16 protein-coding genes are annotated in these 26,233 nt (G+C 34.9%); 10 read left to right on the top strand and 6 right to left on the bottom strand.

Annotation, left to right across the window (positions count from 1 at the left end; translation table 11 throughout):
- Nucleotides 1–32: 32 nt before the first annotated feature.
- The 8 genes from QL232_RS25040 to QL232_RS25005 all read left to right on the top strand — a co-directional run bounded on the left by QL232_RS25040 (nucleotide 33) and on the right by QL232_RS25005 (nucleotide 20,434).
- A complete protein-coding gene (locus tag QL232_RS25040; protein ID WP_281616227.1) occupies nucleotides 33–3,209 on the top strand; it encodes a SusC/RagA family TonB-linked outer membrane protein in 3,177 nt (1,058 codons plus the stop codon).
- Between the two features lie 4 nt (nucleotides 3,210–3,213).
- On the top strand, nucleotides 3,214–4,659 hold the full coding sequence (locus tag QL232_RS25035) for a SusD/RagB family nutrient-binding outer membrane lipoprotein (RefSeq protein ID WP_168885382.1): 1,446 nt from the start codon (nucleotides 3,214–3,216) through the stop codon (nucleotides 4,657–4,659).
- A 607-nt stretch (nucleotides 4,660–5,266) separates the two neighbouring features.
- Nucleotides 5,267–8,242, top strand: a complete 2,976-nt coding sequence (locus tag QL232_RS25030) for a TonB-dependent receptor (RefSeq protein WP_281616226.1) — start codon at nucleotides 5,267–5,269, stop codon at nucleotides 8,240–8,242.
- Between the two features lie 52 nt (nucleotides 8,243–8,294).
- On the top strand, nucleotides 8,295–9,761 hold the full coding sequence (locus QL232_RS25025) for a RagB/SusD family nutrient uptake outer membrane protein (protein ID WP_281616225.1): 1,467 nt from the start codon (nucleotides 8,295–8,297) through the stop codon (nucleotides 9,759–9,761).
- Nucleotides 9,762–10,329: 568 nt separating this feature from the next.
- Nucleotides 10,330–13,485 (top strand): SusC/RagA family TonB-linked outer membrane protein, encoded by a 3,156-nt coding sequence (locus tag QL232_RS25020; protein WP_281616224.1) that lies wholly within the window; start codon nucleotides 10,330–10,332, stop codon nucleotides 13,483–13,485.
- A gap of 30 nt (nucleotides 13,486–13,515) precedes the next feature.
- Nucleotides 13,516–14,982: a SusD/RagB family nutrient-binding outer membrane lipoprotein gene (locus QL232_RS25015; protein ID WP_168885378.1), complete on the top strand. Its 1,467-nt coding sequence runs from the start codon at nucleotides 13,516–13,518 to the stop codon at nucleotides 14,980–14,982.
- A 185-nt stretch (nucleotides 14,983–15,167) separates the two neighbouring features.
- Entirely contained in the window at nucleotides 15,168–16,697 is a 1,530-nt protein-coding gene (gene guaA, locus QL232_RS25010; protein WP_168885377.1) for a glutamine-hydrolyzing GMP synthase, read from the top strand.
- 227 nt (nucleotides 16,698–16,924) lie between these two features.
- A complete protein-coding gene (locus QL232_RS25005) occupies nucleotides 16,925–20,434 on the top strand; it encodes a CUB domain-containing protein (RefSeq protein ID WP_281616223.1) in 3,510 nt (1,169 codons plus the stop codon).
- Between the two features lie 84 nt (nucleotides 20,435–20,518).
- Here QL232_RS25005 and QL232_RS25000 read toward each other — a convergent pair whose 3' ends face one another.
- Genes QL232_RS25000 through hemC form a run of 3 tightly spaced genes read right to left on the bottom strand, consistent with a single transcriptional unit; the run spans nucleotide 20,519 to nucleotide 22,491 of the window.
- Entirely contained in the window at nucleotides 20,519–21,010 is a 492-nt protein-coding gene (locus QL232_RS25000) for an NADH-quinone oxidoreductase subunit C (protein WP_281616222.1), read from the bottom strand.
- Nucleotides 21,010–21,537: an NADH-quinone oxidoreductase subunit NuoB gene (nuoB, locus tag QL232_RS24995; protein ID WP_168885374.1), complete on the bottom strand. Its 528-nt coding sequence runs from the start codon at nucleotides 21,535–21,537 to the stop codon at nucleotides 21,010–21,012. Before nuoB ends, QL232_RS25000 begins: the two co-directional genes overlap by 1 nt.
- Nucleotides 21,538–21,561: 24 nt before the next feature.
- Entirely contained in the window at nucleotides 21,562–22,491 is a 930-nt protein-coding gene (gene hemC / locus QL232_RS24990; RefSeq protein ID WP_281616221.1) for a hydroxymethylbilane synthase, read from the bottom strand.
- Nucleotides 22,492–22,963: 472 nt separating this feature from the next.
- On the opposite strand from hemC, the gene QL232_RS24985 reads away from it, so the two are divergent.
- On the top strand, nucleotides 22,964–23,365 hold the full coding sequence (locus QL232_RS24985; protein WP_168885372.1) for a metalloregulator ArsR/SmtB family transcription factor: 402 nt from the start codon (nucleotides 22,964–22,966) through the stop codon (nucleotides 23,363–23,365).
- A gap of 10 nt (nucleotides 23,366–23,375) precedes the next feature.
- A complete protein-coding gene (locus QL232_RS24980) occupies nucleotides 23,376–23,903 on the top strand; it encodes an RNA methyltransferase (RefSeq protein ID WP_168885371.1) in 528 nt (175 codons plus the stop codon).
- 77 nt (nucleotides 23,904–23,980) lie between these two features.
- On the opposite strand, the gene QL232_RS24975 is transcribed toward QL232_RS24980, so the two are convergent.
- The 3 genes from QL232_RS24975 to QL232_RS24965 form a co-directional block, all read right to left on the bottom strand.
- The gene (locus QL232_RS24975) at nucleotides 23,981–24,928 is read right to left on the bottom strand and encodes a hypothetical protein (RefSeq protein WP_281616220.1); all 948 of its coding nucleotides are present in this window, start codon (nucleotides 24,926–24,928) and stop codon (nucleotides 23,981–23,983) included.
- Nucleotides 24,929–25,044: 116 nt separating this feature from the next.
- Complete coding sequence (locus QL232_RS24970; protein ID WP_281616219.1) at nucleotides 25,045–25,623, bottom strand: non-canonical purine NTP diphosphatase; 579 nt, start codon at nucleotides 25,621–25,623, stop codon at nucleotides 25,045–25,047.
- Between the two features lie 45 nt (nucleotides 25,624–25,668).
- On the bottom strand, nucleotides 25,669–26,220 hold the full coding sequence (locus QL232_RS24965) for a GNAT family N-acetyltransferase (RefSeq protein WP_281616218.1): 552 nt from the start codon (nucleotides 26,218–26,220) through the stop codon (nucleotides 25,669–25,671).
- Nucleotides 26,221–26,233 lie beyond the last annotated feature (13 nt).

Raw genomic sequence — 26,233 nt, 5'->3', positions numbered from 1 at the left:
ATATCCCATTAACTCAATTATTTCTCAATTTCATGAAAAAGAATTTATTACTATTTGTAGCATTGCTATATATGGTTTGCAATGCTATGGCCCAAGAACGAACCGTTACTGGTACCATATCAGATGGTGCTGAACCTCTGCCCGGGGTTACTGTAGTTGTGAAAGGTACTAATTCGGGTACCATCACTGATTTAGACGGTAAATATTCCATATCTGTATCTGAAGGTAGTACACTGGTGTTTAGTTTTATCGGATATGCTACTCAAGAAATTCCTGTAGGAACTCAATCTGTTATTAATGTACCAATGGAAGTAGATGCTGAAGAGCTAGATGAAGTTGTAGTAACAGCACTAGGTCAACAATCTGATAAAAAATCACTTGGTTATGCCGTACAGGATGTGAAAACAGAAGAACTTGTACAAACAGGTAACCCTGGTTTAGCTGGATCAATGCAAGGTAAAATCTCAGGTGTAGATATTAAACCTTCATCAGGTATGCCTGGTGCTTCAACTCAAATTAATATTAGAGGTGCAAGATCGTTTACTGGAAATAATACTCCATTATATGTAGTAGATGGTATGCCTATTAGTTCACAGGCAGACGTTTCAACAGGTAACTCGGTAACAGGTGCAGATATATCAAATAGAGCAGTAGATATTGATCCTAACGATATTGAAAGTATAAATATCCTTAAAGGTCAGGCAGCAGCTGCATTATATGGTATTAGAGCATCCAATGGTGTAATTATTATCACGACCAAAAGTGGTAAGGGTGGTAAAGCAGGAAAACCCATTGTTCGTATATCAAACTTTACGAGTTTCGAAAAAGTTTCAAGAACACCGGATTATCAAAAAACTTATGCTCAAGGTTATAGTGGAGCCTATAGTGCTTACAGTTCAATGGCTTGGGGACCGCTTTTATCTGAATTGCCAAATGATCCTAACGTAGGGGGTAATTCACAAGGTCAACAAGGAAAGTACTATGTAGACCAGCGAGCAAGAGCAGGATTGGATCCTTGGGTAGAACCTGGTTTATACGATAACTTTAATGATTATTTTGAAACAGGTCATACCATCAACTCTTCAGCAAGTATAAGTCAGTCTACCGAGCATGCTAATTATAGTATCGGCCTTTCAAATACGACTCAACAAGGTGTTGCCGCTGCAACAGGTATGAATAGATACAATGCGAAAGGTAAGTTTGATGCAACTGTAAATGACTTTTTCTCAACAGGTGTTTCAGCGAACTATGTTCAAACTGATATCGATAAGTTGTCAGCCGGTAATGATGCATCATTAGCAGGTGTGTATGCAGCTCCAACATCGTATGATTTAAAAGGAATTCCTTACCATGAGCCTGATGATCCATACAAACAAATCTATTATCGTTCTCCTACTTTTGATAACCCGTATTGGGCAGCACAAAATAATGTATTTAACGAACGTACGGATAGATTCTATGGTAATGCATATATCCAATATGAAACAGATATCAATGATAAGATGGATATTCGAGTGAAATACCAATTAGGTATTGATACTTATACTACTCACTATCAGGATATTTTTGAATATGGTCATAGAAGTGGTGCGGGTTACATGTCAAATTATGGTGTAACCAATAATGTAATGAACTCATTAGCGACAGTTAATTTCAATTATGACATAAATGACAAGAATAACTTTCAGGTTATTTTAGGTAATGAGTTAAACGATACAAGGTTAAAAACATATACTGAAGATGGTAATGATTTTAACTTCGGTGGTTGGAAGCATATCTCGAATGCAAATGTTGTTACCGCAAATGAAACACAAAGAAGAACAAGAACTGTAGGTTTCTTTGCAAGTTTAACTTATAGCTATAATAACTTATTCTACTTAACAGCAACAGGTAGAAATGACTATGTTTCTACGATGCCATCTGGAGCAAGATCATTCTTCTATCCATCTATCTCGGCGAGTGTTGTATTGAGTGAATTTGATTTCTTGAGAAATGTTGATCAAGTTTCTTTAGTGAAAGTTAGAGGTTCATTCGCACAAGTAGGTCAGGCAGGTGATTATTATGAAAACTACTATTATACTCCATCATATGGAGGAGGTTGGTGGACAAATCCAACACCAATTAACTATCCATTGAATATCAATAATAGTAATGTTAATTCATATACTCAGTTCCCTCAGATTTATGATCCAGGATTAAAGCCTCAGAATACAGCATCATATGAGTTAGGTGCAGATTTAGGGTTCTTTGATGACAGAATCTCGTTATCATATACTTACTCTAGACAGAATGTAACAGATCAAATCTTTGCAGTTCCTTTATCATCATCAACAGGTTTCTCTGAATTATATACCAATGGTGGTAAACTTCATACAGATGCACATGAGGTAACATTGACATTAGTACCTGTATCTACTACAGATTTCAACTGGGCTATCAATGTGAACTACTCTCGTATTGTCAGTTTCGTAGATGAATTAGCAGATGGCGTTGAAAGTATCTTCCTTGGTGGTTATGTAACGCCACAAGTAAGGGCAGCGGCAGGGTATGCTTATCCAGTAATTTATGGTTCTACATTCCAAAGAGATGATCAAGGAAGAGTTTTGGTAGAAGAAGATCCTAATTCACCTTATAGAGGTATGCCACTTGCTGGTGAGCCGGGTATTATTGGTGATGTGAATCCAGACTTTATCTTAGGTTTCTCGACAAACTTCTCTTATAAGTCTTGGACATTAGCAGCTGTATTCGAATGGAAAAATGGTGGTGAAATGTATTCTGGTTCTAACGGTTTAGGTAACCTTTATGGTGTATTATCAACTACAGAAGACAGAACAACTCCATTTATCTACGATGGATATAAGTTAGATGGAACGAAAAACGACATACAAAGAGGTGGAGAGAATGATCCGCAAGCTTATCAATATTTATATTCTGATATCGAAGGTAATATAGATGAAGCATACATTTATGATAACTCATTTGTAAAAATGAGAGAGCTTTCTTTAGGATATAAATTCCCTGAAAAAGTGATTAAAGGAACAACTGCAATTGGTTTATCTGTATTTGCAAGAAACATTCTTTTATGGACAGCATTGCCAAACTTTGACCCTGAGTCTTCTCAAGGTAATACGAACATGGGTGGATCTTTTGAAAGATTCTCTATGCCTAATACGAATAGCTTTGGTTTCGGAGTAGACTTGACTTTCTAGAATAATGAAAACATTGAAATATATTTTCTTATTGGTTTTAAGTGGGATTTCATTGTCTTGTACAGATGAGATAATGGATGAAATCAATAAGAACCCTAATAACCCCGCAAATGTACCCTCAAGACTGATTATCACGGATGCTTTAAACAGGTCTGTAGTATCAGTAACTAATGGCGATTACGCTTTTTATGCTTCTCTTTTTGTTGAACATCACGTTGGTATTTTCAATCAGTTCTATAATGCTGAGATCAGAAACGATGCATCAATGATTCAATCAACAACATACAATAATGCTTGGAACTCTTCTTATACAGCAATGAGAGATTTAAAAGATGTTATTGATAAGTGTTCCGAAGGGGGAATTGAAGACGGTAATTACCATACTCTAGGTGTTGCTCAGGTAATGATGGCTTATAACTTGGCAGTATTAACTGATGCTTGTGGAGATGTGCCTTGGACAGAAGCACTGCGTCCAACGGAATATTTACGTCCTCAATTAGATAAGCAACAAGCCATTTATGAAGATGTTTTTACATTATTAGATGCGGCAATTGCCAACTTTGATAAAACTACAACTTTCGATCCTTTAGGAGCTCAAGATGTTATTTACGGTATCCAAACAGACCCGCAGACCTATTGGAAAAAGTTAGCTTATGGTTTAAAAGCTAGATATACTATGCGTTTATCGTATATCGATCCAGGTAAGTATACTTATAGTGATGTAGTTTCATTTGCAGGACAATCTTTTGCTGATGCATCGGAACAGGCAAGTTATACTTATAATGGAGCAACATCATACAATCCATATTATCTTCTTTTCCAACAAAGAGATATGTACGGTGCAAGTACAAGTTTAAGAGATAATATGAATGCTGCTGACCCAAGGATTGCCAAGTATTTTGTACCTCATCCGGATAATGCTGACAGTTTAGCATTTGCTCCAAATGGTGAACCGACTCAATTACAAGGTTTGTATGGTGTTTCAAGTTATTTTTCTAATTCAGTACAACCAACTTACTTAATGAGTTTTCATGAGCTGAAGTTCTTGGAAGCAGAAGCAAAAGAGAGAATGTCAGCTGGTACTGGTAGAGCAGCTGCTGAAGAAGCAATTCAAGCAGCAATGGTTGCTGCGGCAATAGAAACAGCAGATATTACTGCATATATAGCAGCAATTGCAGGTGAAAGCTTTGATGCAAAATATATTATGAAAGAAAAATATATCGCTTCTTTCATTGTGGAGTCATTAGAAGCATATGCTGATATGAGAAGGTTAAATGTTATGGGAGAAGGGGATTATATTACTTTACAAAACCCTCAACCAACTAAATTTCCATTAAGATTCACATATGGAGCAGACGATGTAAACAACAATACATTTGTAAGAGATGCTCAAGGTGATGGGCGTTTTATCTACACTGAACAAGTCTGGTGGGCAGGAGGTGATAGATAAGCAAAACACTTAATTGATAAAGAAAAGAGCTACCTGTTTGAGGTGGCTCTTTTTGTTTACATCTAACATTGTAAATGTTGTGTAGTAATCAGTGTTAGGTGTATGTTATTTTGATTTTGTTTTTTATTGCCGGAAAAAGTTTTGTCAATAACTTTTATTATGAATATATATTTCAATAAGATGTTAAATATTGAAATATAATTATTGAACTATTCTAATATAGTTGTGTGTGTTGTTTTTGTGAAAATTATCTTACTGTTAAAGAAAATTTTAAATAAAAGTAAATAGCTGAAATTAATATAATTAACTGATAATCAGTATAAATTTCATGTGTTTAATATTTTGGTTTATTTTATTTACAACCATTAACCAAAAATAAGCAAACAATTAAATTTTTCAGTGTTAATATTGCATTATATCATTAAGGTTAATTAAGAGATTTTTTAAGTTTCGAATTAAATACAAACAATTTCTCTTGAGGACCAATTCAATTAATCCATTCATCTTGTAATTTGATTAACCTGTTTTAAACCTATTATATCTTTTACTGATGAATATCTGTTAGCTTAATTAGTTTAATTTTATGTACAGACGACTTCTATCTCTAATGGTACTTACTATCGGTTTTGTAGTAAGTGCTCTAGCACAAGAAAGAACTGTTACAGGTCAAGTAAGTGAGGCGGGTGAACCTCTTCCTGGCGTAACTGTAGTAGTTAAAGGAACATCAAAAGGTACTATCACAGACTTCGATGGTAAATTCTCTATTATGGCAGACGAACAAACTGTATTAGTATTCAGTTTCGTTGGTTATGCAACTCAAGAAATCAAAGTAGGATCTCAATCAAAATTCAGCGTTTCTTTAGAACAAGATGCTGAACAATTAGAAGAGGTGACAGTCGTTGGTTATGCTAAAAAAGATATGGCAACGAACACTCCAGAGATTGAGAACGTAACAGACATTGTTACACCAAACATTGCTAACTCATTACAAGGTAAAGCAGCAGGTGTAAACATTAACGCTTCATCTGGTCAGCCAGGTTCTAAATCAAACATCGTAATTCGTGGTGTAGGTTCAGTAAATGCTTCATCTGATCCATTATATGTAATTGACGGTGTCATCCAAACATCATCAGATATCATCTCTGCAAATCAGCAAGGGGAAAGAGATCCATTAGCGAACTTAAACCCAGAAGATATTAAAGATGTAAAAATCTTAAAAGATGCAGCTGCTACAGCTTTATATGGTGCAAGAGCAGCAAATGGTGTAATCTTAGTAACTACTAAAGGTGGTGCTTCAGGTAAAACACAAATTACTTTCAGTACTAAGCAAGGTGTTTCTTCAGTATATGAAGGTAACTCTAAAAGAATGAACGCTGATCAGTATGTAGAAGCACAATCTAAAGGTTTAGCTAACTACTACGGTACAGGTACTCCAGCAGATTACGTACAATATGTAAGCGGTGTTAAAGAAGATGGTTCTTATGCTAATACTGATTGGGGTGATCATTCATTCCGTCAAGGTAGAACAAGTTCATACGAAATCTCAATGAGAGGTGGTGATGAGAAAACTAAATTCTTAGTATCAGGTGGTTACTATGACCAAGAAGGTATCTTAGTTGGTTCAGACTTCCAACGTTATTCAGCTCGTTTCAATGTAGATCATAAATTCAATGATAAATTAGATATCCAATTTATTGGTAACGCATCATACATTGATCAATTAGATGCTTCTGACGGTAACTTATTCTCGTCTCCTCTTTTAGGTACTTATATGAGTGTTCCTACGGTTAATCCATTTAACCCTGACGGTACTCCAAGAGCTTGGTTAGATGATAACCCTATCAACGCGAACTTTATCCATGACGTAGATAAAAACCCTCGTAGAACTAAATCTACTACAGGTCAGTTAATCGGTAAATTAAACTACCGTTTCAATGATTGGTTAGCATTCCGTCAAACAAACGCAGTAAACGTTGAGGACGTGAAGTTTGGTTACTATACTTCTGCTTTATCATATGATGGTAGATCAACAGGTGGTTCTAAGTCGAACTCATGGGGTGTAAGTACTACTCTAACAAATACATCATTATTAACTTTCGATAAGACAATCAATGATGTTCATAATATCTCAGCTATCGGTGGTTTTGAATACCAATCAAACAAAGTGAATGGTATCAACGCTTACGGTGAAGGTTTCCCAACAGGATTACAAAACTTAGACAATGCAGCTAAGCCTGTATCAGTAGGTGGTTATGAAACTGAATACAGATTCATGTCATTCTTAGGTCAAGCACAATATAACTATGATGGAAAATACTATGCGACTGCTTCTTACCGTCGTGATGGTTCTTCTAAGTTTGCTGCTAACAACAAATGGGGTGACTTCTACTCAGCTTCAGCTTCATGGTATATCTCAAGAGAAGACTTCTTGAAAGATAACACAATCTTAACTGATGCTAAAGTAAGATCTTCATATGGTGTAACTGGTAATGCTGAAATCGGTAACTTCGAAGCTAGAGGTTTATATGCTTACTCAAGCTACAACAATGCTTCTGCAGCGTACTATACTCAATTATCTAACCCTGATTTAACATGGGAAAAGAGAAAGAAATTTAACGTAGGTGCTGACCTTACTTTCATCGATAGAATCACATTAAATGTTGATTACTACATCGAAGATTCAGAAGATTTATTATTAAACCAACAGTTATCAGGTACAACTGGTTTCGAATCTGCTCGTCGTAACATTGGTGCAATGAGAAACTCAGGTTGGGAATTCCAATTGAATACTGAAAACATCAGAGGTGAGTTTACTTGGACAACTAACTTCAACATCTCACTAAACAAAAACGAAATTACTCGTTTAGATAACGATCAAGATATCCTAATTGGTTCAACTCAAATCGCTAGAGTAGGTTCTTCAATGAGAACATTCTTCTTAAGAGAGTGGGCTGGTGCTGATCCAACAACAGGTGCTGCTTCATGGTATGTAAATGACGGTGAGGATCACACAGGTAAAGCTGGTTACTTCCAAAAAGACGGAAGATGGGCAACTACTTCATATAGTGCTGCACAAAGAGTTGAGAGTGGTAATCCTTACCCTAAAGCAATTGGTGGTATGACTAACAATTTTGCTTACAAAGGATTTGACTTCTCATTCTTCTTAACTTACTCAGTAGGTGGCAAGATTTACAACTCTACTCGTAGATATACTGATTCTGACGCTTGGTATCCATACAACATGCTTGAGTCAGCATATACTGCAGATAGATGGGAAAAAGAAGGTGACATTTCAGATAACCCAGCTTGGGGCTTAAACGGTGGCCAACAAAACTCTACAAGATTCTTAGAGGACGGTAGCTACTTAGCATTAAGAAATGTAACATTAGGTTATACTTTACCTAAGAGCTTATTAAGTAAAGCAAAAGTGAGCAACGTAAGAATTTATGCTTCAGCTCAAAACCTATTCATCCTTTCTGATTACAAAGGTTTCACTCCAACAACAGTGGATCCAACAGGAATCAACTTCTTCGAATACCCAGAAGGAAAAGTATTTACAGGAGGGTTAACAGTATCATTCTAATTTAGATCATACTGTAACGAGTAAATTATCAAATACTTTAGCTTAGAGAATAATGAAATTATATAAAATATTATTAGGTGCAGCACTAGTGGGAGCAATGTCTTCTTGTACATTAGATGTTGAACCTCAACAAAACGTAGATGTAGAAAACATCGAGTCTGTATTGCCTCAAGACCTTGTAGGAGGTTTATATAACAGAATGCAAGAAATGGGTTACTATGGTCGTAACTTCAACTTGTACGGTGATATCGGAACAGATTTAATTTCTGCAGCTCCTTCAACAAGTGGGCGTTTTGAATTTCACTACGAGTTGAAAAAGAACTTTGCAACAACTGGATCTGATGCTGATAAAAACACTTTTGATGCGATCTACGAAGTAATTTCAAATGCAAACCTAATCCTTCAAGCTGAAGGGTTAGATATGGAAGATTCAGATGTAGTTAATGCAATTGGTCAAGCATATTTCGTAAGAGCTTTTGCTTACACTGATTTATTAAAAGCATACGGTAGTGTACCATTAGTACTTTCTGCTCCAACTACAGTAGAAGAAGCTATTGCTCTTAAGCCAGAGTTGGCAAGCCGTTCTGAGATCTTCACTCAGGTATATGCTGATATCGATAATGCAATTAAGAATATCTCAAATACATCAAAAATTAACGCTACTGTAGATGCTGCTAAAGCATTAAAGATCCGTGTTATGTTATTTGAGAATGAGTTGAATCCTTCAAAAGCAAGTGATAATGCTACAGAGATTATCAACTTAGCGGATGAGCTTTCAGCAAATTATACTTTAACACCAATCGATAAGTTATTTGATTACTACCAAGGAGAAGGTGGAGCTGAGACAATTTTCGAATTGAAGTTCGCATCTAACCAAGGTCGTGGTTCAAACAACTATGGTAACATTTATGGTTCTCCAGATGCTGGTATGTATGGTGATTACATTGCTTCACCATTATTATTCCATGCTCACCCTGATACTGTAATCTTAGGTGGTGTAGTAAATGATGCTCGTTTTGAGGCTTCTGAAGAGATTGGTAAAACGCTTATCTATCAAACAGCAGATAAAGACGGTTCTACATTAAACTGGATCATGAAGTACTATAGTCATGATAATACTATTGGTCTTCATACTCCTAAGTTATTACGTTATGCTGAAGTGTTGTTAGCAAAAGCTGAAGCACACTTGATTAAGGGTGAAACAACATTGGCTGCAGCTGCAATCAATGAGTTAAGACAGAATCGTATCGTTGGTTATACTGATGTAACTACTGTAACATTGCAAGATGTATACAATGAGGCTGCAAAAGAGTTCGCTTTTGAAGGTCACAGAATGTGGGATTTAAGAAGAACTAAGCAAGAAGTAGTTGTTACTGACCGTACAGGTGTTGAGATCGCTACAGAAGATCCAACGGTTGAAGGTGGTGTAAATAACGAAGGACAGCAAACTTGGTTCCCTATTCCGGAACGTGAAATGTTGGCAAATCCTAATATTCCTGAGAACAACTGGGGATATTAATAAGTAATATACTTCTAATTATCTGTATAGATAGTTAGTTAAGACCATTGAAGCAGGTTATCATTTTTGGTAACCTGCTTTTTTATTTTAATAAATATTTAGGTGCAACGTGTTAGGTGTAGAATTATTTTCAAATATTAACTTTTGAAATATAAGTTGCACTATTCTATTAAATCACTGCTAATCAGTCGTATAGTATTGTACTATTCTAAGATTTATATGGTAATATGCTAATGTTGTCGTGAATTAAATGTGAAAAAATTATAACAATTGTTTAGATAATTAAAGTTAATGTTATATAATTGCAATGTGGCTTTTGAAAACCACATTACTGTACTATTTAAACATTCAATTATTTAACTTAATTTTCATAATACTATATGATCGCATTTCTACTTTTAAATTCAATCAAATCTATGGCTAGCAATTTTTTAATTTGTATTGCTACGAGCTAGTCCATTAACCTTTTATCCAATTCAATAAGAAAAACAACAGTCCGACACAATAGGTGAATTTCAATCTTAGCCTAGGACTAAACTTTAAGTTCCAATTCAATTATTTTTTTATCATGAGAAAAGCACTCTTGCTAACATCTCTTATGTTGAGCGTGATTTTTACATTCGCTCAAGAGAGATCCGTGACTGGTGTGATTAATGACCCAACAGGGGAGCCACTACCAGGTGTTACAGTTATCGTAAAAGGGACGTCTCAAGGTACCGTTACAAATATCGATGGTGCCTATCGTCTAATGGTTTCTGGTGACAATCCAGTTTTACAATATCGTTTGATCGGTTACAAAACAGTAGAGAAAACAGTAGGTACTCAATCTACAATTTCATTCGACTTAGAAGAGGACGTTGAGCAACTAGAAGAAGTTGTAGTAACAGCGTTAGGTGTTGAGAGATCAGAAAGATCAATCGGTTATGCAATGCAAGAAGTTTCTGGTGAAACTTTAACTCAGTCAAAAGAGCAAAACCTAGTAAACTCGTTAGCGGGTCAGGTTGCAGGTGTACAAGTACAAGGTACTGCAGGTAATTTGGGTGGTTCATCTCGTATTACAATTCGTGGTGTAAACTCATTCTTAGGTGATAACCAACCTTTATTCGTAGTAGATGGTCAGCCAATCGATAACTCTAACTTCGCTGCTTCAGGTCAAGATAGAGGTTTTGGTGGCGGTGCTTACGATTACGGTAACGCAGCTTCAGATATCAACCCAGAGGACATTGAGTCAATGTCAGTTTTAAAAGGTGCTACAGCATCTGCACTTTATGGTGCTCGTGGTGCAAACGGTGTAATCCTTATCACTACAAAATCAGGTAAAAGAAACACAGGTATCGGTCTTTCAGTAAGTACTGGTGTAACTTTGGAAAACGCAGTTAACATGATGGAGCACCAACAGATTTATGGTGGTGGTTCAATCAATGGCGACCGTGCTGATGGAATGTACGACTATGATGGAATCATTGGACCAAACTATGCATTAGATGGTTCTTGGGGTCCTAAATATGATCCTAACTTAATGGTTAGACACTGGGATTCATTTGATCCAAATGATACACAAAACTACGGACAAACTAGAGCTTGGGTAGCTCCTAATAAAGGATACCAAGATTTCTTCGAAACTGGTAAGACTTTCAATAACAGCTTCTCATTATCAGGTGGTAATGATAAAGGTGCTTTCCGTTTAGGTTACACTAATAACAGCTCTTCTGGTATTATGCCAAACTCTTCTTTAAATAAGAACACTTTTACTGTAAACGCTAACTATAATTTATCAGATAAATTAAAAGCTTCAGTTTCTGCTTCTTATATTAATCAAGATGCTTCAGGTAGAACTGCAACAGGTTACGATAACAACAACGTAATGCAAGGTTTTACTCAGTGGTGGCAAACACAATTAGACTTCGATCGTCTACAAAATTATAAGTCAGTTGATGGTTCTCAAAGAACTTGGAACATCATCAGCCCAACAAACTTATCTCCTAACTACTTCGATAACCCTTATTGGGTACGTTTCGAAAACATCCAAGGTGATACTCGTGACCGTTTAATGGGTAACATGACATTATCTTATGATTTAGCTAAAGGTCTTAAAGTTGTAGGTAGAGCTTCAACAGATAGATATACTCATACTTTCTATGAAGGTCGTCGTCCAGGTGGTGTAGATGTTTCTTCTTACAAAGAAGAAGTAAGAACACAGTCTGAAGATAACTTCGAAGGTCGTTTAATGTATGACAATCGTTTCGGTGAATTCTCTGTTAATGGTATCTTAGGTGGTAACATGATGGCTAGAAAGTACATGAGAACTACTACTGAAACAAATGGTGGTCTTCCATTAGATGGATTCTGGAATGTAAATAACTCAGCTTCTCCAGCTACTACAGACACTTACCAAAGAGAGCAAGCAATCAACTCAATCTTCTTCTCAGGATCAGTTGGTTATAAGGACATGGTATTCGTTGATGCTTCATTAAGAAATGACTGGTTCTCAACTCTACCTACAGATAACAACTCTAAGTTGTATCCTTCAGTAAGTACATCATTTGTATTCTCTGAACTACCTGCTTTCCAAAACTCAGAAGTAATTTCATTTGCTAAAGTAAGAGCTTCATATGGTGAGTCTGCATTCGGTGCACCAGTTTACTCTTTATATGATGTATATGAGCCATTAACTCCAGCTTTCGCAGGAAATCAAAGATATACTGTACCTAACACTCAAAACAACGCTAACCTTCTTCCTGAAACTACTTCAGAGTACGAATTCGGTTTAGACATGCGTTTCTTTAACGGTCGTTTAGGTGTTGACGTTGCTTACTTCAACAGAACTACAAGAGATCAAAACGTATCAGTTGATGTGTCACCAACTACAGGTTACATTTCAAGATACTTGAACGCAGGTTCAATGAACAACAACGGTATTGAATTAATGTTAACTGGTACTCCTATTCAAACAAACTCAGGTTTCAGATGGGATATCGCAGTGAACTACTCTAAAATCAATAACAAAGTTGTTGAGTTAGCTCCAAACTTACCATATATCGGTATGGGTGGTACTTGGGCTGCTGACTTAAGAATCAAAGAGAATGAGCCTTACATGTCAATCTACGGTAATGACTATGTTTACAATGACCAAGGTCAAAGAGTTGTTGACTCGAACGGTTTCTACCAATTTACTGAAGATAGAGTATTCTTAGGATCAGTAATGCCAGATTGGACAGGTGGTATCCGTAACACATTCTCATTCAAAGGTGTAACTGTTTCAGCATTAATTGACGCTCAAATGGGTGGTAAAATTCACTCAACTTCATTACAATGGGCTAAGTACTCTGGTTTATTACCAGAAACTGCTGAAGGCGGTATCCGTGAAAACGGTATGGTATTACAAGGTGTTAAAGAAGATGGTTCTGCAAACGATATTGCTGTAAGCCCTCAAGTTTACTATGGTTCTTACTGGAACATGGCTGCTCCTAACGTATTTGATGCTTCTTTCGTGAAATTACGTGAAGCTTCAATCGGTTACCAATTACCAAACAAAGTTGTTTCTAAATTACCATTTAGAGATGTAAACTTCAGCATCGTTGGTCGTAACTTATGGTTAATCCACTCTGAGATCCCTTACTTAGATCCTCAAGCAGTAACGACTACTTCAAACGTTCAAGGTTTAGAGAACGCGCAAACTCCTGCAACTCGTTCATTCAGCTTTAACTTGAGCTTCAAATTATAAGATTGACCATCTTTATTTAATTAGATTCAAATGAAAAAGTTATTATATACATTGTCCGCGGCCGCAGTATTAGGTCTGTCATCGTGTGACAACGGGTTCGAGGAAATGAACGTCGATCCTAACAACCCAACTTCAGTTCCAGTAGAGAACTTATTAACACAAGGTCAGTTTGCATTAGCAGATAGAACTTGGGGTACAGCAATGAACGCAGAATGGGGTATGTTACTAGTACAATACTGGGGACAAAACCAATATGCTTCAGAGTCAAGATACCAACATGACAAAGCATACTTCACAGGTTCATGGCAAAGTTATTATGCTAATTCTCTAAAAGACTTAACTGAAGTTGAAAGAATTTTAGGTGAAACTGAAGCTGTAACTCCTCAGTTAGAAGCTGAAAAGAAAAACATGCTTGCAATTGTGAAAATCTTGAAAGTTCACGTTTTTCAAATTGTAACAGATACTTGGGGATCAGTTCCTTATTCTCAAGCATTAAACCCTGCAGAGTACCCATCTCCAGCTTATGATACTCAAGAAGATATCTATCTTGATCTTATCTCTAAGTTAGATGAGGCACTTTCAGAGCTTGATAACACAAATGCTGCATTTAATCAAGGTGATATCATTTATGATAATGATATCGATTCTTGGAAGAAGTTTGCAAATGCATTAAAAGCAAGAGTTGCAATTAGAATGATTGATGCTAACGGAAGTGCATCAACTTTCTTACAACAAGCGCTTACTGCTGCTGACAAATTCGAATCAAATGCAGACAATGCTACATTGGTATTCGATAACCAAATTCAATTAGCAAACCCATTATGGGTTAATGTTACTCAAGATAATCGTGATGATTATTCAGTAACTGAATTCTTTGTTGAGCATATGAAAACTATGAACGATCCTCGTTTAGGTTTATATGCTGCAATGAACGCTGATGATGAGTATGTTGGTTTACCATTTGGTTTAACTGATGCTGAGTCTTTAGAAGCTTCTAAAGACGGTAAAACTTCTCGTCCTTCAGGTGCAACTAAAGACGAGCAAGATTTGCCAGGTATCAGAGCTAAGCAACAACCTGCAATCTTAATGTCATATGCTGAATTGAAATTTATTGAAGCTGAGGCAATCCAAAGAGGTGTTATCGGTGGTAGCGCTGAAACAGTATTCAAAGAAGCTATTGCAGCGTCTATGGATGCATGGGGTGTTGAAGAAGCAGATAAAGATGCTTATTTAGCAACTGTAACTTATGATGCTGCTAATTGGAAGAAATCAATTGGTGAAGCTAAATATGTTGCTCTTTATGGACAAGGTGTTGAAGCGTGGTCTGAGTGGAGACGTTTAGATTACCCTCAATTAACTGTTCCTGCAGCTGCAATTACTATTGGTAATACTGCAATCCCAACAAGAGGTTACTATCCAAATGATGAGGAAGGTTTGAATGCTGAAAATGTACCAGCAAACAACTATACTGATAAAGTTTGGTGGGATGTTAACTAATCTTGGATTAGTTTGATATAATAATATGTTAAAGGTCACTTATTTCGGTAAGTGGCCTTTTTTCTTTATTACGTATGTTTTTTAGTGTAAATAATTATAGAAATCGTATAAGAAACATCATTTTTTCAATAAAAAACGTCATCTTTGCATGCATCATAAATTAATCTCTGAATACTTCCAATAATATGGACAAGATCCTAATTTACGACTTTGGTTCGCAGTATACTCAATTAATTGCTAGACGCGTTAGAGAGTTAAATGTTTATTGTGAGATTTTCCCTTACAACCACGAACCAAAGATTGATCATTCTGAGTACAAAGGTGTTATACTATCAGGTAGCCCGCACTCAGTTTTAGAAGAAGATGCACCGAACTTCGACGTATCGGAAATCCGTGGAAAAATGCCTTTACTAGGTGTTTGCTTTGGTGCGCAAATGCTTGCCCATCAAAACGGAGGAACAGTTGCACGTTCAGAGCACCGTGAATACGGTCGTGCTAACCTTGATTTCATTGACCACACAAGCCCAATGTTCAAAGGGGTACCTGAAGAATCTCAGGTTTGGATGTCTCATGGTGATACAATCACTAACCTTCCAGAAAACTTTAAAGTAATTGCAAGTACAAGCAGTATTCCTGTTGCAGCATACAGAATCACTGGTGAGGAAACTTTCGGAATTCAATTCCACCCAGAAGTAACTCACTCTACTGATGGCAAATTCATGTTACAAGATTTTGTTGTTGGTGTATGTGGATGTAAGCAAGACTGGACTCCTGAGTCATTTGTAGATGCTACAGTTGCTGAGTTAAAAGAGAAGTTAGGTGATGATAAAGTAATCCTTGGACTATCAGGTGGCGTTGACTCATCAGTTGCAGCAGTTTTATTACACAAAGCAATTGGACCTAACTTACATTGTATCTTTGTAGACAATGGTTTGTTACGTAAAAACGAATTCGAATCTGTATTAGAATCTTACCATGGTTTAGGCCTGAATGTAAAAGGAGTAAACTCTAAAGATTTATTCTATGCAGAGTTAGAAGGTAAAACAGATCCGGAAGATAAAAGAAAAGCTATCGGAAAAGTATTCGTTGACGTTTTCGAAATCGAGTCAAAGAAGGTAGAAAATGCAAAATGGTTAGGCCAAGGAACAATTTATCCAGATGTGATTGAATCTGTTTCTGTAAAAGGACCTTCTGCAACAATTAAATCACACCATAATGTGGGTGGTTTACCTGACTACATGAAGTTAAAAGTAGTGGAGCCGTTAAACACTTTATTTAAAGATGAAGTTCGTTTAGTAGGTAAAACACTAAACATCCCTCAAGAAATTTTAGGTCGTCATCCTTTCCCAGGTCCTGGTCTAGGTATTAGAATCTTAGGAGATGTGACAGCTGAAAAAGTGGAGATCCTACAAGAAGTGGATCATATCTTTATCCAAGGTTTAAAAGACCATGGTTTATATGATCAAGTATGGCAAGCAGGTGCTATGTTATTACCTGTACAGTCAGTAGGTGTTATGGGTGATGAAAGAACTTATGAAAAAGTAGTAGCTTTAAGAGCAGTATCATCTTTAGATGGTATGACTGCAGATTGGGTACACTTACCATATGATTTCTTAGCTGAAATAAGTAATAATATCATCAATAGAGTGAAAGGTGTAAATAGAGTGGTATATGATATCAGCTCAAAGCCACCAGCAACTATTGAGTGGGAATAAAAAACATTAATCTAGTCTTATCTATATTAATCTTGATAGCTTGTGAACCTAAGCAAGTTATCGTCAATCAACAAGGACAGGGAGAAATCTCTGTCCTTTTTTCGTTTGTAACGTTTTGTAACCCTTGTAATTATTATATTTCAACTTTTTAGCGTCTATTTGAGGTACTACTTTATTTAGACAAGAGGTACACACTATTACTTTCACGACTATCAAATCGTTGCTTTATGAGATTTACTCTACTATTATTTTTTATCATTAGCATGATTTACACTTCGCCCACAATGGGGCAAGGTGTCACTTATCTTTTAGGAGAACAAAATGAAATAACAGATTATGGTTATACCTTAAAAGATTTAGGTGGGGATGAAAACTATCCTATAAATCAGGATATGATAACTACACTTTATCCTAAAATAGAAGGAGAAAAAGTGAGTATTACATTTGAATATTTTTCTTTGGAAGAAGAATATGATTATTTATTTATATATGATGGTACATCAGAGTCAGATGATTTAATTGCTGAATTAGATGGTACATCTGGAGAAAATAAAACATTTACTGCTACAAACGAAGATGGGGCATTAACGCTAGTGCTATCTTCGGATGAGATTATTAATTATCCTGGTTTTGTAGCTCATGTAGGAAGTCATAATTTTAGAGTTCAACTTTCTTCATCAAATTCGATTGTAGTAGATTGGCCATATCAGCCAAATTTCTTTGATAGTTATGAAATTACATTAAGTACAAAAGATGATTTCTCAACAATTGTTGAAGAAGTTACAGTAAATAAGTTTACAACGAATGTACAGTTTGAGAATCTAGCTGAAGGAGATTATTACATAGCATTTCAATATTCTACAGATACAGAAATAAATCGAGTTAAACAGATAAGTATTGGTCATAATGTATCTGATGATGAGTATGATGCCTTAACAACACTCTATAGTGAGTTAAAAGGAAAGATCTGGAATGATAATTCAAACTGGTTGAAGAATACCGATGTAAATACATGGGAAGGAGTTACTGTTGAAAGTGGTAAGGTCACAGGCTTAAACTTGTTTAATCAGAATCTTTCAGGTATTCTTCCAGATGCTATCACTAGCTTAACCAATTTAAAGACACTTAATTTATCTTCAAATCCTCAATTGAAGGGGACTATCCCTTCTCAAATTGATGAAATTGAAAATTTAGAAGACATAGATTTGAGTTATTGTTCGTTTGAAGGTGATGTTCCCACTTCTATAAATGAATTAACTCAATTAAAAACTTTACAATTAGAGGGAAATGTTTTTTCAACTATACCAATTTTTTCAGTCCTTTCCCTTCAATTGGATGTGAGTCATAATGCGATAAGAATTTCTGGCATTGAAGATAATATTGATCTTTTTAGTGAAGAAGAACAATACAACAATCAGTCAATTGAACTTACGCCAGAAATAGCTTGGAATAATGACTTTTCAAGTTTTACACTTTCTGTAGAAAATATTGGAGGAGTTAACACTACGTATACTTGGTACGATGAGAGTAATGGAGTTGTATCTAATAGTAGAAATTTTTCATCGGATGTAATTGATGAAGAATACCATTGTATAGTGAGTAATGCAGATTACAACTTTAATTTTACTTCTTCTGATATTACAGTGACAGAAGCTCATGCCACTGCAGGTGTATCACAGAATGAATTCAATGCACTTAATGATATTTATGATGCATTAAATGGTGAAGAATGGGTAGAAAATACAAACTGGAAATCTTATCAATTAGCTGAAAATTGGTATGGTGTTACTGTGGAAAATGGACATGTTGTAGAAATTAATTTAAATGAGAATAATTTAAATGGAGAAATTCCATCTTCTATCTCTAAGCTTTCATATTTGAGAGTTTTAAATATCAGTCATGTACAAATTGAGGAACTTACTACGCTAAACCTACCAAAATTAGAGCAACTTTATGTATCTAATTCACCGGTAAAAAAAATAGAGACACAATCTAAGCTTACTTCCTTAAAAAGCTTGGTTGCAATTAATTCAAAAATTCAATCTTTCGAATCTTTTGAAGGTTTAAGTTCACTAGAGAAATTATATATTCAAGGTAATTTATTATCAAGCTTACCTAGTTTATCTCCTTTATCACAGTTAGATACACTGATCATTAAGGATAACCAATTAACCTCTTTAATAGATCTTGATCAACTATCTGTATTAAGCTATTTTGATGCTTCAAATAACGAATTATCAGATCTGTCTTTTGCAGAGAATTTATCATTTGAGGAATTTGATGTTAGTAGTAATCAATTAACTTTTAGCCATTTGGATGAAGTTTATGATTATATGGAAAAAGATGAATTTAATATCGCACATACAAGTCAAAGTATAGATTTTGATATTAATATCACTTTTAATTCATCCAATTTTACATTAGAAGCGACAGATTTAGGTGGTGAGGGTACACAGTATTTATGGTATTTAGATGAAGAAGAATTAGAGATTACTACTTCTAATCAATATACTGGAACTGAATATGGAACCTATAAAGTAATTGCCACTAATGGTAAATATTCAGACAGTTATGAAGTATCGAAAAGTTTTAGTGATACCAACTCAGCTCCATCTTTATTATCCCTTTCAAACACTATAATTGATGGAATTCAAGATGAGCTAGTAGGAGTATTATCAGTTGAAGATGCAGACGAACTAGATTCTCACAATTTTAGTGTTGATAATAGCAATTTTTATATTGATGGTAATCTTCTAAAGGTAACTAATGAATTAAACTTCTATGAACAGAATAGTTTTGATATAGAGTTAACTGTTGCTGATGCTAGAGGAGCAGAATTGACGCGTAGTTATACCATTGATTTAATTCCACCAACGGTAGAAATTAGTGTCAATAAGATTGATGAAAATATCGAAAAAAATACAGCTATTGGGGTAGTAGGATATAATAAACAAGCCTCTTTAACTTTAGTAGAAGGAACGAATTATTTCTATTTAGACGGTGATTCAATCAGGTTGAATAGAGTAATAAATTTTGAGCAACTCACAGAAGTGGAACTTGTATTTGAATATACAACCCTTTTACAAACTGAGGAGATAAGTACAATAATTTACATAAATGATGTAAATGAGGGAATTACAAAAATAACTTACGAATCAAATCAAGATATCTTTCCATTTGAAGTTTCTAATGAGACATCCTTTGGTACTTTCCTAGTCATCGATCCTGATGAAACAGATAATTACACTGTAGAATTTACAAATAACGATGGTTTCTTTGAAGTATCAGATGGAAAACTAATGGCTAAGAAAAACTTCTCAGCTGATGAATTAGAAAACTATACAGTAAAAATGACTTTCTTAGATAAAGGAGGATTGAGTTATAACCATAATGTTAAACTTCAATTTGAGGAAGGAGAATCGGATGATGATGGAGATGATAATAACGGAGGAGATTCTGGAGTTACATCTTTAGAAGATGATTTGACAAAAAATATTTTAATCTATCCAACAATCCTAACCTCACATCAGACATTGTCTGTAAAAGGATTGGATATTTTTAATGGTCATGTTTCTGCCAATGTATATGCTTCAACAGGCCAATTGATAAAGAAATTTGCTGTTATACCAAATCAAGAAAACGTAGAACTCTTGTTGCCTTCTCTGAATAGTGGTATCTACATTATTCAAATTGGGGATGCAACAACCCAAAAGACACTAAGGTTTATTTTACGTTAAAACTATCTTACAAAACAAAATGAGGTTAGAGTTGATAACTCTAACCTCTTCTTTTTTATAGCTTGATTAATCATTTAAAAAAGATTAATCTTTTTCATATTTTACTGTAATGCCATGATAGGTTTCTTGTTCTTTATAATCCTTTTGTAAAGGATGTCCAATCCAATCATCAGCAGATAGGATTCTACGAAGATCAGGGTGATTTTCAAATTTCATACCTACCAAATCCCAAGCTTCTCTTTCATGCCAATTGGCAGCTTTCCATACAGAAGTAACAGATGGAAGTTTTGGATCTTCTCTATCAAGTACCACCTTTAGAGTTAATCTATAACCGTTGGGTATAGAATATAAGTGGTATAATACTTCCATTGATTTTTTTGCAGGGCCATTATCAAGGCCTGTTAAACATGATAAAGTATCGAAGAATGTAGTATTATCTGTTTTCAGAAACTGACAAACTTCTTCAATTTTATCAGCAGGAACAACAATTTCATGTTGCGGAAGCTTTGTATTCACCTCCAACTCACAGTCTTTTATATTTTCCTGAATTAATGCAGCGATTTCTTCTGTAGTCATTATTTTACAGTTTCTTTGTTCATTAATCGTTCAACAGCTTTAGGTGCCATAAGTGTTTCCTTACGGATTTCATCTCTTAATTTTAAGATACCACCAATAAGAGCTTCAGGTCTTGGAGGGCATCCTGGCACATAGACATCCACAGGAATAATTCTATCCACACCTTTTACTACATTATACCCATGTTCCCAGTAAGGACCACCACAATTGGCACAACTACCCATAGAAATAACATACCTAGGTTCTGCCATCTGTTCATATAAACGTCGAACTCTATCTGCCATCTTAAAAGTTACAGTACCAGAAATGATCATTGCATCAGATTGACGAGGTGTACCCCTTGGAATGACACCAAAGCGGTCAAGATCGTAGGTTGATGACCATGTTGTGATCATTTCAATTGCACAACATGCCAAGCCAAATCCTAGTGGCCAGAATGATGATAATCGGGCCCAGTTAATCAAATCATCTACTTTAGAGATGACAATTTCACCTTGCCCAAATCTTTGGTCCAATAAACCTTTCATATAGACTGAGTTGTTCGTTTGAGTTTATGAATTCTTCAGTGCTGCTAAAATTTCAGCACCTCCATTTGCTAGTGTGTCTTTTGCTATCTGTGTTCCTTTTGATTCCACTTCATCAGGAGAACAGGTATATGTATATCTAATTTCTTCAGTGTTAGCTTGAGCTAAACCTCCAGTAATTTTTAGTTCATTATCAGCAGTCCATGTAGCAAGACAGAAAGCAGGGATACTACATCCGCCTTGAAGTTCTTTTAAGAAAGCTCTCTCTGCTTTTAAGCAAACTTCTGTCTTTTCGTTATTAATTGCTTTTCTAACAGCTGATCTTACTTCAGGGTCTAAATTCGTAGCTGATTCGATGGCTACACAACCTTGTCCTGTCGCAGGAGTAAACGTATCTAATGGATGTTCATGAACAATCATATCGTTATAACCCATACGATGAACACCAGCATATGCAAGCATAAGAACATCACATAATCCATCTTCCATTTTCTGAATACGAGTTTGTAGATTACCTCTAACATCTACAATCTTTGCATTAGGAAAATGTTTTGTAAGCATAGCAACTCTTCTAACTGAAGAAGTACCAATAACAAACTCTTTATCTTTATCTACAGTAAATCCTTTTTTATGACTTACGAAAACATCATGACAAGCTTCTCTTTCAGTGAAAGCAATTAATTCAAAGTCATCTCCTAAAGAAGCTTGCATATCTTTTGCACTATGCACTGCAATATCTATATCACCATTACGAAGTTGGTCTTCTAATTCTTCAGTGAAAACACCTTTAGAACCAATTTTCGATAATGCTCTATCTAAGATTTTATCTCCTTTAGTTTCAATCAACACCAATTCACCTTTTAAACCATTTTGTTCAAGAAGTGCTTTAACATATTCGGCTTGCCATAAAGCAAGCTTACTTTTCCTAGTACCGATTTTTATTGCTCTCTCTATCATGTTATTATTAATATAAGTGCGAAGATAATAATTTTGAGGCGAGTAGAGGTAACAAATTAGGGATCGATAAGATATTAAAAATAAAAAAAAGACATCCAACAATATTGAATGTCTTTCCACAACTGGTTAATGTTACTGGTGTATCATGCCATATAATAGGCGATTAACCTATTATCTTTACCTATTACAAGTTTAAGGCTAAATTTTCTAACCAAAAAATTATGTATTGTAAAAATTTACTAATCTTAGAATTATTATATCGACTTGATTGATTTATTCTATTTTTACGTTGTTATGCAGGTTGTAATCCTAAGAAATGAAATATTTGCATATGTAATTTTAGCTCACAAAAACGATAACTTTGTGATTATACGGTGATTTCGATTTTATAAAACCCTTTTTTTCTGATTTTTAAGGAGATATCAAATGAATTCATATATTTGTGAACGCGAATTAAAGCATTGATATTTCTATGAAGCTAAAACACTTCAATTTATCTATAGGTACTCAAATAATGAAAGCCTTAGGTGAAGAATCACGTATAAGAATTATGCATCTGCTTTATGAAAATGAAGAGATGTGTATTTCAGATATTGAACTAGTACTCGACTTTACGCAAACAAAGACTTCAAGACATTTAATTTACATGAAAAATGCAGGTCTTTTAAATGTAAGGAAAGTAGATCAATGGTCGTTTTATTCTATCAAAGAAGAACTGATGGGAATAATAGAAACGATTTTTAAATATATGGAGAGAGATGCTCAATTGATTGAGGATCAAGAAACGTATAGAACACTTTCTAGTAATAGAGAGTTGGCAATGAATAAGATTGAACGCCGTAGAATGAGTCATCATTATCCGGAAGGAGATTAATAAGTAAAGAATGAGAAAGTTAAGCATGGATGAACTTAACAGAGTGAGTGCTGAAGAGTTCAAGAATCAAGAAAAAAATAATATTGTTGTTGTCTTAGATAACATCAGATCATTAAATAATGTAGGTTCTTCTTTTAGAACAGGTGATGCTTTTGCTATTGAGAAAGTAGTTTTATGTGGGATCACAGGAAAACCACCTCATAGAGATATTCATAAAACTGCCCTAGGAGCTCAGGATACTGTAACTTGGGAACATCATGAGTCTACAGTAGAAGCGATTGAAAAATTGAAAGAAGATGGATATAAAGTAATTGCTGTTGAACAAGTTGAAGGTTCTACTATGCTTCAGGATTTCGAAACAACTAAAGAAGAAAAAGTAGCTTTAGTTTTTGGTAATGAAGTAATGGGCGTTAGTGATGAAGCCATTGCAGCTTCGGATATGGCATTAGAAATTCCACAATTTGGTACCAAACATTCATTGAATGTATCTGTTACCATTGGTGTTGTTTTATGGCAAGTATTACAAAAGAAGATGTAATAGAGGTCTTATTTATATATTAAAAAAGGCATGTAGATTATCTTTTCTACATGCCTTTTTTATTTATATCAACCCAATTATTTTGTTTTCACTCTTGGGGATTTGTTAGATTTATTTTCAGACCTTCTTGAGAACTCGAATAAGCCAAGAACTAATAAACTAAAACCAATACCAAAGGCCGCTTCAGCTGAATTAGTTTGATAGAAAGCTACAATTCTACCAATCAGTGAAACCAATGTTAGTGCCATACCAATGGTAATAATATTTTTACTGAAATAAACGATACCAATAATAGCAAATACCATTTGGAATAAAATATTCATTTCAGCTTGCCAACTCATTCCACCTTTCCAGAAATCGGCAAAATAAAGACCCAATAACATAAAGTAAAATACCAATTGAGAAGGTGAGAAAGTAGGGATTTCTTCTTCTACTTTTTCTCCTTCATGATCATCATTACCAATGAATATTTTAAATAGGATATAACCAATGCCTAATGTAAATACATAGAATAATCCACCCCAAAGGCTTTGTTCCAAGATTTCAGTGGCAGTAAGCTTTTCAGAATATAATAGGAATGAATTGAGTGTAGCTAACACTACAATTGCCATAAACCCTATGATTAAATGAATAAAATTATTCTTTTGGAAGTAATAACGCAATACTAATAAACTAAGTATCATGGCCATTCCTTTACGTGTGATACTATTTAATATAGTTTCTAAAAGAACTTCTTGTCCACCATAAAAAATATATAGGTTTAATATGACGCTCATCCATACGCCAAGCAAGCCAATCCAGAATAATGCTTTTTCCTTGTAGCTTTTAAGAATTGCTAATCCAATAAATAAAATAGCAGGAGTGCTAAATGGCACAATGATTAATTTTCCGATAACAGAAGTAGCTGCAACATCAGTTGTAAAAGCACCATAAATGAGTGGGAATGATTGAACTAGAATAGCTGCTAGCCCAAAAGCTAATCCAAATTTTTGGTACTCTTTTTTTGTCTGTAATGTTAGTTCCATGATGATGAATTTTAGACTAAAAAATACTTTAGGCGAAGACCAATAATACGCATTTTATAAAAAAAAACATATTTATCCACACTATAAAGTTATGTGTATGAATATAAAAGTAGTGATTAAATACTTTTTAGTAATTCTATTAGCTTAGTAACTGCTCTACCTCTATGACTAATTTCATTTTTTTCCGAAGCAGATAATTGAGCAAACGTCTTTTCATGTCCAATTGGTCTAAAAATAGGGTCATAGCCAAAGCCCTGATCACCGGTACGTTCTTTTATAATTTCTCCTTCAGCAATACCATCGACTTGTTTGATTTCTCCATTCCAAACCAATGTAATAACAGTTCTGAATCTTGCTGATCTATCTGGTTTACCTTCAAGGTTTTTCAAGACCAGGTCCATATTGTCATCACTATCTCTTTGTGGACCAGCATACCTTGCTGAATATACCCCTGGATCTCCATTTAAGGCGTTAACTTCTAAACCTGTATCATCAGCAAAACAACTTACTTGGTAATTGTCCCATACATATTGAGCTTTCTGCGCAGAATTACCTTCTAGAGTTTCCTGTGTTTCAGGGAGCTCTTCATTACAATTGATTTCTTTTAAACTGACAACCTCATATAAACCATCTAATTGTTGTTGAATTTCTTTCAACTTATTGGGGTTATTGGTTGCGAAGCAAATCTTTTTCATGGTTAAATATATTTGACTTTAAATGTTTCTAACTCTGGAATAGAGTTATGAGTATTTCTCTTTAAAAGCTTTTAAAAAATCGTCATCATAAGGTTCTTCATCAATTGTCTCTTTTGTGATGTAAAACCCTAGCTTTTGATATATTCTAATAGCAGAAGGATGATCATATTCACAGGTATGTAGCCATACATTTTCAATTTGTAATTTTGTGAACATCATTTCTGTCGATTGACTTAAAAATGGTAAGCCGAGTTGTCTGCCAATAAATTGATCTAAAAGTCCAAAATACACGATTTCAGCTTTGTTCTCTTGTGATAAATCAAATTCAATAAACCCTGCATGATCATTATCTACTCTTAGGATATATAAAACACAATTTTCTGAAAACAACCATTTCTTTAATTCATCTTGTGGCATAAGGATTCTTCCAGTCCATCCCCAATCGTCTCCCACTTGTTTATAAAGCGATAAATACTCATCCACATTCTCAGGAATCCACCTCTCAATTGATGCCTTATTTTTAAATTCAAAAGGGACAATTTTGTCTTCTGTAATTTCCAGATAAGTTGTTTTAACTGGAATCGTTATGTATGCCATTTTAGGTATTAAT

The organism is Flammeovirga sp. SubArs3 (genome assembly GCF_947387565.1).
GTDB lineage: Bacteria > Bacteroidota > Bacteroidia > Cytophagales > Flammeovirgaceae > Flammeovirga > Flammeovirga agarivorans.
The sequence above is the reverse complement of the archived record's forward strand: the minus strand, read 5'-3'. Positions and strand labels throughout refer to the sequence as shown.